Annotated in this window: 13 protein-coding genes and 1 pseudogene; 2 read left to right on the top strand and 12 right to left on the bottom strand. The window is 46.5% G+C overall.

What is annotated here, in order from left to right; all coding sequences use genetic code 11:
- Window positions 1-201 precede the first annotated feature (201 nt).
- Window positions 202-1089, top strand: a complete 888-nt coding sequence (locus tag O4M77_RS07525) for a DMT family transporter (RefSeq protein ID WP_323713271.1) — start codon at window positions 202-204, stop codon at window positions 1087-1089.
- A 56-nt stretch (window positions 1090-1145) separates the two neighbouring features.
- Here the strand turns inward: O4M77_RS07525 and pcaD are convergent, their stop codons facing one another.
- The 12 genes and pseudogenes from pcaD to O4M77_RS07465 all read right to left on the bottom strand — a co-directional run bounded on the left by pcaD (window position 1146) and on the right by O4M77_RS07465 (window position 12370).
- On the bottom strand, window positions 1146-1925 hold the full coding sequence (pcaD, locus tag O4M77_RS07520; RefSeq protein WP_323713270.1) for a 3-oxoadipate enol-lactonase: 780 nt from the start codon (window positions 1923-1925) through the stop codon (window positions 1146-1148).
- Window positions 1926-2017: 92 nt separating this feature from the next.
- Window positions 2018-3223 carry a 3-oxoadipyl-CoA thiolase gene (gene pcaF / locus O4M77_RS07515; protein ID WP_323713269.1) on the bottom strand — a complete coding sequence of 402 codons (1206 nt, stop codon included), beginning with the start codon at window positions 3221-3223 and terminating at the stop codon, window positions 2018-2020.
- Window positions 3224-3355: 132 nt separating this feature from the next.
- Window positions 3356-4009 (bottom strand): 3-oxoacid CoA-transferase subunit B, encoded by a 654-nt coding sequence (locus tag O4M77_RS07510; protein WP_323713268.1) that lies wholly within the window; start codon window positions 4007-4009, stop codon window positions 3356-3358.
- 15 nt (window positions 4010-4024) lie between these two features.
- Window positions 4025-4696 (bottom strand): 3-oxoacid CoA-transferase subunit A, encoded by a 672-nt coding sequence (locus tag O4M77_RS07505; protein ID WP_323713267.1) that lies wholly within the window; start codon window positions 4694-4696, stop codon window positions 4025-4027.
- Window positions 4697-4733: 37 nt separating this feature from the next.
- Window positions 4734-5954 (bottom strand): benzoate/H(+) symporter BenE, encoded by a 1221-nt coding sequence (gene benE, locus O4M77_RS07500; RefSeq protein WP_323713266.1) that lies wholly within the window; start codon window positions 5952-5954, stop codon window positions 4734-4736.
- A gap of 58 nt (window positions 5955-6012) precedes the next feature.
- Entirely contained in the window at window positions 6013-6798 is a 786-nt protein-coding gene (gene benD, locus O4M77_RS07495) for a benzoate diol dehydrogenase BenD (RefSeq protein ID WP_323713265.1), read from the bottom strand.
- 21 nt (window positions 6799-6819) lie between these two features.
- On the bottom strand, window positions 6820-7836 hold the full coding sequence (gene benC / locus O4M77_RS07490; protein ID WP_323713264.1) for a benzoate 1,2-dioxygenase electron transfer component BenC: 1017 nt from the start codon (window positions 7834-7836) through the stop codon (window positions 6820-6822).
- Between the two features lie 90 nt (window positions 7837-7926).
- Window positions 7927-8418: a benzoate 1,2-dioxygenase small subunit gene (gene benB, locus O4M77_RS07485; RefSeq protein WP_323713263.1), complete on the bottom strand. Its 492-nt coding sequence runs from the start codon at window positions 8416-8418 to the stop codon at window positions 7927-7929.
- Window positions 8415-9803 (bottom strand): annotated as a pseudogene (benA, locus tag O4M77_RS07480) (benzoate 1,2-dioxygenase large subunit). Before benA ends, benB begins: the two are co-directional and overlap by 4 nt.
- Window positions 9804-9878: 75 nt before the next feature.
- Entirely contained in the window at window positions 9879-10799 is a 921-nt protein-coding gene (catA, locus tag O4M77_RS07475) for a catechol 1,2-dioxygenase (protein ID WP_104426110.1), read from the bottom strand.
- 155 nt (window positions 10800-10954) lie between these two features.
- Window positions 10955-11245 carry a muconolactone Delta-isomerase gene (catC, locus tag O4M77_RS07470; protein WP_166138511.1) on the bottom strand — a complete coding sequence of 97 codons (291 nt, stop codon included), beginning with the start codon at window positions 11243-11245 and terminating at the stop codon, window positions 10955-10957.
- Between the two features lie 15 nt (window positions 11246-11260).
- A complete protein-coding gene (locus O4M77_RS07465; protein ID WP_180017345.1) occupies window positions 11261-12370 on the bottom strand; it encodes a muconate/chloromuconate family cycloisomerase in 1110 nt (369 codons plus the stop codon).
- A 115-nt stretch (window positions 12371-12485) separates the two neighbouring features.
- Between O4M77_RS07465 and O4M77_RS07460 the strand changes: the two genes are divergently transcribed.
- Complete coding sequence (locus O4M77_RS07460) at window positions 12486-13397, top strand: LysR family transcriptional regulator (RefSeq protein WP_166138516.1); 912 nt, start codon at window positions 12486-12488, stop codon at window positions 13395-13397.
- The last annotated feature ends 195 nt before the right edge of the window (window positions 13398-13592 follow it).

Raw genomic sequence — 13592 nt, 5'->3', positions numbered from 1 at the left:
AGATCAGGAGTTATTTTCTTATTTATTAGCATAGTTGGAATCTGAGAAATCAATTTTATCCCTGTCAAATTGATAAATTTTAATTATTTCTAAATTAGAAAATTAAACTTTTAGCTATTAGCCATTATCTCTTTTTTAATTAGTCATAGATTGTACTAAGGCATAGAATTAATTCACTTTTACGGTACTAATGATCAGGGTATGGCAATCAGCTGGATTTTCTTTACTTTAATGGCTGCATTTATGCAGGCTTGGCGAAATGCCTTTCAAAAACAGCTCAGTACTACTGTCGATATTTGGGGCGTGACACTGGCACGTTTCCTGTTTGGCTTGCCGCTGGCCGGGCTTTACATTGCAGCTTTATACCATTTCAAACCGGTAGAAAGTGTGGTGCATTTTAGCCCGAAGTACTGGATCTATATCCTGATTGCGGGTATCAGCCAGATTCTGGCAACCGCCTTGATGGTGCAGCTATTTAAACAGAAAAATTATGCGATTGGCGTTGGACTGGCAAAAAGTGAAGCGATTCTGGCAGCCATTATCGGAGTAATTTTCCTGTCAGATCATCTGTCTGTACTGGCATGGATTGGGGTGCTGATCGGTGGTTATGCGGTATTCCTGCTGAGTAAGGGCAATCAGCTCACCGGCCTATCTACCAAGACTTTAGCCATCGGAATCGGCAGTGGTTTGAGCTTTGCCATTACTTCACTCTTGGTCCGTGAAGCCAGTCTGGAACTGCCGATGTTACCAACCGTGCATCGTGCTTCATGGGTATTGATTTCGGTGATTGGTTTCCAGTGTCTCAGTATGCTGATTTACCTGAGCCTGTTTAGTCGAAAAACCTTAGTTGCCATGTGGCAACGTTTAGGTCTAACCTTTAAAGTCAGCTTCTGCAGCTTTATAGCATCCCTCGGCTGGTTTACCGCCATGAGTATGATGAGCGTGCCAATCGTGAAAACCTTGGGACAAATCGAAATCCTGTTCAGTCTGCTGATTTCAGCTTATTTCTTTAAAGAAAAACTGGCGCGTGCCGAGCACTGGGGCTTAGGACTGGTGGTGATTGCAGCGATGCTGGTGATCTGGGCTTAACAAATACTCGAATAAAAGAAAGCCACGAATTATCGTGGCTTTTTTATAAGAATGAATTAAGCAGCAAGAAAAGTTTGTACTGCCTGATTAAAGGCTTCCGGTTGTTCAATATTGGAAATATGCGAAGCATTGATTTCAAACAACTGGCTATTCGCAATACGTTGCTGCATAAACTGTCCATCTGCAACAGTCGTCACCGGATCCTGCTGACCCGCTATAATCAGCACAGGGATTTGAATACTGCTAAGTTGTTCGCGGACATCCGCCTTAGCCAGAGCTTCACAGCAGTTTGCATAGCCTTCTGGGCTGCCAGCTCCGAGGTCGTTTGAAAGTTCTGCAACGACTGCCGGGTTGCTCTGGATAAAGGGATTGGTAAACCAGCGTGATGCTGCAGTTGCAGCAATCGGAGCAAGACCTTGCTCACGGACAAGCGCAGCACGGTCTTGCCAGGCTTGTTCCTGACCGATTTTGGCTGCTGTATTGCACACCACCACCTGATTAAAGCGTTCTGGACGGTTAATTGCCAACCATTGACCTGTTAAACCGCCCATTGAAATACCGCAGAATGCCGCTTTTTCAATGTTTAAATGATCAAGTAGGTTAACAACATCTTGACCTAGTTGATCGATGCTATACGGACCTTGTGGTGCAGAGGAGGCCCCATGACCACGGGTGTCATAACACACAACAAAATAGTCCTGCTGGAAAAATTCAATTTGTGGCTGCCACATGCTGAATTTGGTGCCCAATGAGTTAGAAAAAACTAAGGCAGATTTGCTGGCATCACCAAAAGTCTGGTAATTGATCTGGGCATCGTTGGATGTAAATGTTGGCATTAAAATCCCTCCCGGCCTCCCTTTCTTGCATTTGATTCAAAGCCGTACTTTGAATCTACATTCAGGGAGGGGTTTATATTTTTAATTGTGCATTACACACGTTCAATAATCAGCGTGATACCTTGCCCCACACCGATACACATGGAGCAGAGAGCATATTTACCACCGGTCTGTTCCAGCTGGTTCAATGCCGTGGTCACCAGACGCGCACCGGAAGCACCGAGTGGGTGGCCAATGGCAATCGCACCACCATTGGGGTTTACATGCGCAGCATCATCCGGAAGACCTAGGTCACGGGTTACCGCCAATGCCTGTGCAGCAAAGGCTTCATTCAGCTCAATGACATCCATCTGGTCCAGTGTCAAACCGGTCTGGGCCAGCAGTTTTTTAATGGCAGGCGCCGGACCAAAGCCCATAATGCGTGGCTCTACACCGACAACCGTTGAACCAATAATTTTGGCACGCGCTTTAAGACCATATTCTGCAACTGCTTCATCGGATGCAATCAGGAGTGCCGCTGCACCATCGTTAATGCCAGAAGCATTACCGGCAGTCACGGTTCCATCTGCTTTGACGACTGGTTTTAGCTTAGTTAATCCTTCCAGTGTCGTAGAAGCACGAGGATGTTCATCAGTATCTACTACAACTGGTTCGCCTTTACGCTGAGGAATGACCACGGGCACGATTTCATTTTTAAAGAAACCTTTGGCTTGTGCCGCTGCAGTACGTTGCTGGCTGGTCAGGGCAAACTTGTCCTGATCTTCACGGTTGATATTGAACTGTGTTGCCACATTTTCCGCAGTTTCCGGCATGGTTTCCACACCATACAGTTCTTTTAGTTTTGGATTGATAAAACGCCAACCCATGGTGGTGTCTTCAATCTTTTGTGTTCGACTATAAGCGGTCTCCGCTTTGCCCATTACAAATGGGGCGCGTGACATGGATTCCACACCACCAGCCACAATCAGATTTGCTTCACCAGCTTTAATAGCACGTGCCGCAATCGCTACCGCATCGAGTGATGAGCCGCAGAGACGATTAATCGTGGTTGCTGGCACCTGATAAGGTACACCAGCAAGTAGTGCTGACATACGACCCACGTTGCGGTTATCTTCACCGGCCTGGTTGGCACAGCCGTAGATAATGTCATCCACTTTTTCCCAGTTGATACTTGGGTTACGTTCCATCAGGGCCTTAATCGGAATCGCACCCAGGTCATCGGTACGAACAGGGGCCAAGCCACCGGCATAGCGACCGAATGGGGTACGGATGGCATCAATGATGTATGCGTTTTTCATTGTTTCTATTTCCAGTTCTCTAATCCCTCCCGACCTCCCTTTGATAAAGGGAGGAGAGCTTCCGTCATATATTTTCGAAAGTCCCCCTTTGAAAAAAGGGGGATTTAGGGGGATTTAATTTTCCTTTATTACTTAACCTTGTGTTGCATCAATCAGTTTGGCACCCGTCATCGACTGCAATTCTTCAAATGACAGACCTTCAACTTTCTCAATCACTTTCATCCCTTCAGGTGTCACATCAATCACACAAAGATCGGTATAAATACGGTCGACACATTTCAGGCCAGTCGCAGGATAAGTCAGTTCAGCCACAATCTTAGGTTCGCCTTTTTTAGTGACGTGATCAGTAGTGATAAAGACTTTCTTGGCGCCGACGGCCAGATCCATCGCGCCACCGACTGCAGGAATTGCATCGGGTGCACCGGTATGCCAGTTGGCCAGATCACCATTTTCAGCGACTTGGAAAGCACCCAAAACTGCGATATCTAAGTGTCCGCCGCGCATCATCGCAAAAGAATCCCCATGATGGAAAAAAGCACCGCCAGTCAGCATGGTCACAAATTCTTTACCGGCATTGATCAGTTCAGGGTCTTCTTCACCTTTGGCAGGTGGCGGGCCAAAAGCTAGCAAGCCATTTTCAGAATGCAGGAAAACATCCTTGTCTGCAGGCAGATAGCTGGCAATCTTGGTCGGCAGGCCAATACCAAGGTTGACATAGGTGCCATCAGGAATGTCCTGGGCAACACGTTCAGCAATCTGGTCGCGGGTCAGTTTGATATAGCTCATGATTTTGCTCCTGAATTACTGTGCCGTTTGTACTTGGACAACGTGTTGGACAAAGATGCCCGGGGTAATAATGTGTTCCGGATCCAGCTCACCGAGTTCAACCACTTCAGCGACTTGGGCAATGGTAATGTCTGCGGCCATCGCCATGATTGGACCAAAGTTACGTGCGGATTTACGGTAAACCAGATTGCCCCAACGGTCGCCCTGATGGGCCTTAATTAAAGCAAAGTCAGCTTTAATCGGATTTTCCAGGACAAAATCTTTGCCTTCATAGTTCAAGGTTGGTTTGCCTTCAGCCAGCAAGGTACCAAAACCGGTTGGGGTATAGATTGGACCTAAGCCCATACCTGCTGCCTGAATACGGCAAGCCAGATTACCTTGCGGCACCAGTTCCAGTTCGATCTTGCCTGCACGATAGAGTTCGTCAAATACCCAGGAATCAGACTGACGCGGGAAAGAGCAGATAATTTTACGCACAGCGCCCGCTTTAAGCAGTTTCGCCAGACCATAGTCGCCATTACCAGCATTATTATTGACAATAATAAGATCCTTGATTCCCAATTCGATCAGACCATCAATCAGTTCAGCAGGCTGACCCGCTGTCCCAAATCCGCCGATCATAATGGTAGAACCATCCTTGATCTGGGAGAGTGCTTCTTTCAATGATAATGAACTTTTATCTATCATAATCTGGTCCTTACATACCCTAAACTAATGGATGTCTTTAAATTCGTTTTGAATCTGATGTTGCAACCGGAACAGCATTACGGTCTTTCTGTGACAGCAGAAAATGTGCTACCAGGCCAATACAAATCCCCCAAAAGACTGAACTCAGCCCCAAGAAATGCATGCCGGAAGCAGTTGCTAAAAAGGTGATCAGTGCGGCATCACGTTGCGACTCTTTGCCCATCGCCATAGAGATGTTAGTGGCAATTGCTCCGAGTAAGGCCAGTCCTGCCAAAGCTGCAATTAATTCCTTCGGCATCAGGCTAAACAGCATGACAATGCTGCCGGCAAATAAGCCGCCTAAAATGTAAAAAAGCCCATTCGCCACACCAGCGATATAACGCTTTTCTTTCAGCTCGTGTGCGTCTTTGCCTAAACACAAAGCAGCTGTGATCGAGGCCAGTACGATGGTAATACCCCCCACACAGGCGACTGCAAGCGAGGCAATACTGGTTGCACTAATAATCGGCTTGGCTGGCATGTCATAACCACTGAGTTTGATAATGGCCATTCCTGGTAAGAACTGGCCCGACAGACTGACCAGAATAAGCGGGAGGGCCAGATTCAGGGTGGAACTCCAAGTCCATTCCGGTGCAATAAATTGCGGAATTGCCAGACTGAAATCTGCCGTGACCGGATTAATCTTGCCCAGCAGCATGCTTAAAATCACACCGGCAACCAGCACCCAGACCATGGCATAACGTGGACTGAAACGCTTGGCCAGCAAAAACACCGCCAGCATGCCAAAGACGATATAGGGCATGGTATCGGTCGCGGTGAACAGTCCTAAACCAAACTGCAGTAAAATTCCGGCCATCATTCCGGCAGCGACTTCCTGGGGAATCCAGGACAGCAATTTGTCGAAATAACCGGTAATCCCAATGAGAAAAATCACCACAGCAGAGGTGATATAGGCCGCAACCGCTTCATTGAGCGAAATATCGGGAAACAGCGTGACCAATAGTGCCGTTCCGGGCGCAGACCAGGCGGTGACAACAGGTATTTTGTATTTAATCGATAAAAAGATACCTGCGAGCGCCGCACCAATAGAAATTCCCCAAATCCATGAAATCATCATGTCTGGGGAAACCTGGGCTTGCTGCGCTGCCTGGAAAAAAATGATCAGTGGTCCTGAATAGGAAATCAGCACTGCTAGAAATCCTGCAACAGTCGCTGAAATTGACCAGTCATTTTTTAATGTCTGAAACAGGGTGTTCATTGGTAATGTGCCTCCTTGCGTCGAACCATGAGCCTGTCAAAAATCGTGATGATCAGGACTAGCCTTGATCTCCACCACCGACCGGTACTACGGTACCTGTCATATAAGATGATTCATCGGAAGCCAGGAATAGAATGGCATTTACTTGCTCCTGAATTGTGCCGTAGCGACCCATAAACGTACGGTCAATGGTTTGTTCCACCACTTGCTGCATCCATACTTTTTCAGATTCTGTTAATGGATTGGCATTACGTGGAACCTTACGTGGCGGTGCTTCCGTACCACCTGTTGCAACGGCATTCACACGAATTCCGTCTTTGGCATGTTCAAAGGCAAGGGCAGCGGTCAAGCCGTTGACTCCACCTTTAGAAGCCGAATAGGGCACCCGGTTAATGCCACGGGTCGCAATCGAGGACACATTCACGATGGTGCCATGCTGCTGCTTGATCATTTGCGGTAGCACTGCACGGCAGCACCACATGGTTGGGAACAATGAACGGTTCACTTCCTTGATGATTTCTTCTTCAGAAAATTCTTCAAAAGGTTTCATCCAGATCGCGCCACCGACATTATTGATCAGCACATCGACACGACCATAGGTATCTAAGGCTTTTTCAACGACAGATTGAGCACCGGCATAAGTTTCCAGATCGGCTTTTACAGTAATGGCATCGCCACCTGTGGCTTCAATCTCTGCCAATACTTCTTCTACATAGGGAGAAAGATCGGCCATGATGACTTGAGCGCCTTCGCTCGCCACCTGAATCGCGACACCGCGACCGATGCCTTGCGCAGCACCAGTCACGATCACGACTTTATTTTCAAATCTTGGGTTACAGTTCATGAGGTTCTCCGGCTTCTAAACTTAGTTGGCAGAGAATTTTTCAAACAGGAAGCTGGCAGGTTTAACACCTTCCGCATCCAGCCAGCCGCGAACCGCTTCAACCATTGGCACTGGACCACACAGATAGATGTCGACATCGCCACCATTTAACCATTCATTTTCAATATGACCAGTCACATAACCTTTACGCTCATGCGCAGATTCCGGATTTGCAACCACTGTGCGATATTCGAACCATGGGAATTTGTCTTGCAGTTCATTCAGCTTTTCAATTGCGACCAGGTCAAAGTCATTGGTCACACCAAATACCAGACGTACTGGATATTCAGAACCTTTTTCTTCCAGTACCTGTAACATCGACATGAATGGCGCGATGCCTGTACCACCTGCCAGCATCAATACCGGACGGGTCACATTACGCAGATAGAAGCTGCCGAATGGACCTGTAAAGGTCATCTTGTCGCCGGCTTTGACATTTTTACTGAGGAAACTCGACATTTTGCCGTTCGGCACATTGCGCACCACGAAGCCGGTTAAACGGTTGCCCGGCTTGGAACTGAATGAGTAAGAACGGGTTTCAGTGGTGCCAGGAATGCCGACATTGACATATTGTCCGGCCAGAAAATGGATATCTGGTTGACCATCATCGAGTTGAATATCAAAGGTAATGGTGGAATCAGACAGGTTTTCTACACGGGCCAACGTACCTTGAAATGCATGAATCTCGGTTTTACAGACATCAGAGGAGGCCTGAATTTGGAACACGGCATCCGAAGTCGGTTTACATTGGCAAGCCAGGATAAAACCTTCTGCGGCTTCTTCTGGTGTCAGTGCATCTTCAATGTACATTTCTTCAGGCATGTCATACGCACCTGATTCACAAAAAGCGCGGCACGTTCCACATGCACCGTCACGGCAATCTAGAGGGATATTGATCTTTTGACGGTAAGCTGCATCGGACAGGGTTTCGCCTTGGGCAACACTAATAAAACGTGTAACGCCATCTTCAAATTGGAGTGCAACATTGTGGTTTGACATGGCTGAATATCCTATATAAATCTTTGAAACTTAGCCTTTCAGCCATATTTCCCTGGCTGAAAGGTTTGACCTTGCTGTAATAAAACAGTCTTAGAGGTGATAGATGTCGATGACCTGATTGATGTAATCGTTTTTCAGTACCACGTATTTGCTTAAAATCTGTGGTTTATCGCCTGAAAAATCGATTTCATAACGTGACATACCAAAGTAGCTGTAACTGGTTTTGTAGCGGAAACTCAGGGTATTCCAGTTAAAGCGCACAGTGACCTTGTCGCCATCACGTTCCACAATTTCAATATTGCAGATGTTGTGACTAGTACGGGTATCCGGCATGGTGGCAGATGAACGTTCTGTCTTGATCCGGAACACACGGTCTTCAAGACCCTGACGGTCTGGGTAGTAAATCAGTGAGATTTCAGACTGTGGATCTTCAGTCAGACGGTCATCATCATCCCAAGCAGGCATCCAGAAAGAAGCAGTAGGGGCGTAGCACTGTAACCAGTCATCCCATTGCTCATCATCTAAAAAGCGGGCTTCCTGATACAGGAACTGTGCAATATTTTCTAAAGTGATGTCGCTCATGCGGTTTCTCCTTCAGTGCTTGCAGCAATTTCTTTTTCAGTCGCAATGCCTTTTTTGATCAGCTCTAACCAGTACTGGTGCTGAGCCAGGTACAGGCCTTCATCTTCTGTTTTAATACCAGACAGTTTTGGTTTCAGGCCAATTTCATTGGCTGCATCATCCGGCCCTTGAATCCAGTGCTTAGAACCACGGCACATATCATTCCATTCCAGCGCGATCCCAGCATAACCGGCCTGACAGGCACGGAATTCTTCCAGATCGTCTGGGGTAGCCATACCAGAAGCATTAAAGAAGTCTTCATACTGACGGATACGGCGGGTGCGTGCTTCAGGCTCTTCACCGACAGGACCGATACAGTAAATCGTCACTTCAGTCTTATCGACAGAGATTGGACGCAGAACACGGATTTGTGAGCCGAACTGATCCATGAAGTAAACGTTTGGATAGATACACAGGTTACGTGAACGTTCGATCATCCATTTCGCCATGGCTTCGCCATAACGCTCGGTATATTCATCTTTCTTAGCAAAGTTTGGACGGTCTTCCGGGTTGGCCCATTGTGTCCAAAGCAGCATGTGACCATGTTCAAAGCCGTAAGAACCACCGCCTTGTTTGCCCCATGAACCTGCGCTCATGGCACGAATATTATCGCCAGCTTCTTTTTCCTTACGTTGCTGAGTCGTTGCAGCATAGTTCCAGTGCACGGCAGAGACGTGATAACCATCGGCACCGTTTTCTGCAGTCAGCTTCCAGTTACCTTCATAGGTATAAGTCGACGAACCGCGTAAAACTTCCAGACCTTGCTCAGACTGACCCACGATCATGTCGATGATCTTGGTGGCTTCACCCAGGTATTCTTCCAGAGAAGGAACATCCGGATTCAGGCTGCCAAACAAGAAGCCTTTGTAATTTTAAAAACGGGCTACTTTTTTCAGGTCATGAGAACCGTCCTGGTTAAAGCAATCTGAATAGCCTGCATCAGCCGGATCTTTCACTTTTAACAGCTTGCCCGAGTTATTGAATGTCCAGCCATGGAATGGGCAGGTATAGGTTGCTTTATTGCCACGCTTATAACGGCAGAGCTGTGCACCGCGGTGAGAGCAGGCATTGATCATGGCATTCAGTTCGCCATTGCGGTTACGTGCAATGATGATTGGCTGACGGCCAATATGGGTTGTGTAGTAATCGTTGTTATTGGGAATCTGGCTCTCATGGGCCAGATAAACCCAGTTTCCTTCAAAGATGTATTTCATTTCCAGATCAAACAGGGCTTGATCAGTAAATACGGAACGGTGCAGTTTAAATTCACCAGATTCAAAATCATCGACCAGTAATTCATCAATACGGTCTAAATGGCTGGTGTTAATTACAGGAATACGAGGCATGTCCAGTCTCCGACTTTCCAAGGAGGGGAAGTCATCGGGATGTTGCTCAGACTGACATCCCGATTCCATTTTGAATTAAGCGCTTGCGCGACGACGTTCTACTTCAGTGCTTGGCGCTGCAGCCTGGTCTTTCACCAGTTCAATATTGAACTGGATATGTTTGAATGGACCATTTAAACCACGGCGTGCGATTTCAGCTTCATCGGTCACATCAACAGCGGTTGCGACCAGACCATCACGTGTGGCGAAGGCAAAGTCATCCCACAGGTATTGATCGCCTTCGATATTGAACTGTGTGGTTAACTTTCGGTAACCCGGTGCAGATACGAAGTAATGCACATGAGATGGGCGGTTACCGTGACGACCTAATTTGTCCAGTACGAACTGGGTAGTACCTTCAGGTGGACAGCCATAACCGACCGGCATGGTAGTCAGGGCAACATATTTACCGTCTTGATCGGTAAAGATAGAACGGCGCAGGTTAAAGTCAGATTGCGACTTGTCAAAGAAAGAGTAGTTGCCCAGGCTGTTGGCATGCCAGACTTCAACCTTTGCACCTTCAATGATGTTGCCGTCAGTATCGGTCACTGTGCCTTCAATAATCAGGGTTGGAATTTTGCCCTCTTCAGAACCGTCATCCATACGCGCAAAACCAACTGACTCAGGAGCACCTGCAACATACAGCGGGCCTTCGATGGTACGTGGTGTACCGCCAGTAATGCCTGCTTTGGCATCTGCTTCATCCGCGCGTAAGTCTAAGTAATGTTCCAGACCCAGACCTGCAGCCAGTAAGCCTAATTCATTGGCTTGACCTGCATCAGTAAAGTATTCCAGACCTTTCCAGAGTTCAGTCTGAGAAATATCAAGATCTTCAATAGCCTGGAAAAGATCACCTAATAAACGTACAACAACTTGTTGTACACGCTCATCAACTGGTCCTGTCGCTGTATCGACATTCATTTTTTTAACCAGTGCATCAATTTCTTGGCGGTTCATACTATTGCTCCTAAAGTATGTCTTTCATATTTTAGTGGCGCATGTTTTAGCATTCGTTTGGCTGGCTAAATCTTGCTGGCCACAAGTCCTTTTGGATTACCCTCAGGTGTAAGGGGGGAAGAAAACTCTTTCATTTCCATTCCCGAATTTATTCATTACTTGTCATCATCCCGAATCGATGATGGATGGCGGTTCAATGCCATAACTTTGATGTTCATATACGGGTAGAGCGGCAAGCCTTGTAGCAGGTTGTGCAACTCTTCATTGCTTTCAACATCAAAAATACTGATGTTTGAATACTGTCCGGTGATGCGCCAGATATGACGCCACTTACCTTGACGTTGCAGATCCTGTGAATAGGCTTTTTCAACTGCCTTAATTTCATTGGTCTGTTCAACCGGCATATCTTTTGGAATATTGACGTCCATTCGTACTTGGAAAAGCATGGGGTTCTCCTGGAATTATTGACGACGCAAGTTGTCAATTTTGTTTTCATCCAACTCAATACCCAGACCTGGTCCTTTCGGAATCTCAAGTTCAAAGTTTTGATACTGGAGTGGGGTTCTTAAAATTTCATCAGTTAACAGCAGTGGACCAAACAGTTCGGTGCCATAAGCGAGACTTTCAAAAGTCGAGAAGGCATGGGCAGAGGCGATCGTGCCCACCGGACCTTCAAGCATGGTGCCGCCATACAGATCGATACCTGCCAGCTGTGCCACTTTTGCAACTTCACAACCTTCAATCAGGCCACCAGATTGCGCCACTTTGACTGCAAAAACTGATGAGCCATGCTGACGTGCGATCTGATAGGCAGACTGCGGACCCATCAAGGATTCATCCGCCATGATGGCGATATCAAAACGCTGGGTCAGACGTCGCATTGCATCCAGATTGTCAATGGCACATGGCTGTTCAATCAGGTCAATGCCGCCGTCCTGGAGTAACTGAATGCCTTTAATCGCGTCCAGCTCTGACCAGGCACGGTTCACATCCACACGGATCGAAATGTCTTTGCCCAATGCCTGTTTAATGGCAAGCACGTGTTCAACATCCTGTTCCACTGGACGTGAACCAATTTTCAGTTTGAAAATATTGTGGCGTTTGGCCGCAATCATTGTCTGGGCTTCAGCAATGTCTTTCTCGGTATTGCCAGATGCCAGTACCCAGAGCACTGGTACGCTGTCACGTAAACGTCCACCTAGAATTTCACTCAGTGGCAGATTCAGACGTTGTGCCTGAATATCCAGCAGTGCGGTTTGAATGGCACATTTGGCAAAGCGGTTACCATTAATATTTTTTTTGATGGCTTGTAATGTCTGTGCAACATTCAAACCTGATAATGTTTTCAGAAGCGGTGCAAAGTAAGTCTCAATATTCACTTTGACACTTTCTGGGCTTTCTTCACCGTAGCCTAAACCGCCAATAGTGGTGGCTTCGCCCCAACCCACATAGCCGTCTTCGGTGGTGATTTTGACCAGGACCAGTGTCTGGGTTTGCATGGTTGCGACAGCCATCTTGTGAGGACGGATCGTCGGTATTTGAACCAGCAAGGTTTCAACTGACTTATACATAATTACGCTTCACATTCTTGCTTTAATGTTTTGACTTGATATACCTTAAAAGAATAATTTTGATTGGTCTAAGATCGATTTAGCATTTTTTTATACTTTAAAGGTATGCATGAATATGGAACTCAGGCATTTGCGTTACTTCGTCGCAGTCGTCGAAGAACAAAGTTTTACCAAGGCGGCAGAAAAACTGTTTATTGCTCAACCACCTTTAAGCAGACAGATACAAAATCTGGAACAGGAACTGGATATTCAGCTCTTTGAAAGAGGTAGCCGACCGCTTAAGACCACAGAAGCAGGTCAATTCTTCTATCAACATGCGGTTAAACTTTTGTCTAATGCGGAAGAAATCAAATCGATGACCAAGCGGATTGGTATCGCGGATCGCACCATTAGCATTGGTTTTGTTGGCTCGTTATTGTTCGGTTTGCTATCGCGTATTGTGTTTCTATTTAAGCAGCAACATCCCCAGCTCAAAATTGAGATGGTTGAAATGAATACTTCAGAGCAGATTCAGGCACTTAAAGAAGGGCGGATTGATGTCGGTTTCGGACGTTTAAGGATTTCAGATCCGGCAGTGAAACGGGTGTTACTGCGTGAAGAAAGGCTGATGGTCGCAGCACATTCCAGCCATTTTCTTTCCCATCGAGATGGCGTGAACCTGACTGAACTGGTGGATCAGCCACTCTTTTTATACCCGAATAATGGTAAGGCTAATTTTTCCACCCAGGTGCGCGGTATATTTTCCGAGTATGGGCTGGAACCGAAAAATATCCGTGCAGTCAGTGAATTGCAACTGGCGCTTGGTTTTGTGGCTGCCGGAGAGGGCGTCTGTATTGTGCCAGAAAGTGCCCAGAATATTCGGCTAGCACATTTAAACTTTATCCCTTTATTAGATGAATTTGCGGTCAGTCCGGTTTTTATGGCTATTCGTAATATGGATGAAAGTGAATATATTCGTTATCTGTTTGATGCGGTCTATCAGGTCTATGATCTTGAAGCGATTAAATATGATCGTGCTGTATTTTAATTCAGATCAATACCTGTCTGGATCTTATAGGGAATAAAGCGAATCCATATTTTAATATTGAATGAAGGTTTCATTTTTTGGATGAATATCATTAAGGCATAGTAAATAAAGCCTTTTCTTTAAGGCAGACTTTATAGGTATAGAAGCATGCCTATTCAGTTTTGGACATTTATGCACATCTTCTGCATTGTGAAT

This window comes from Acinetobacter sp. YWS30-1, from assembly GCF_033558715.1.
GTDB lineage: Bacteria > Pseudomonadota > Gammaproteobacteria > Pseudomonadales > Moraxellaceae > Acinetobacter.
Note: the sequence above shows the minus strand (reverse complement) of the source record. Positions and strands in the feature narration are given on the sequence as shown.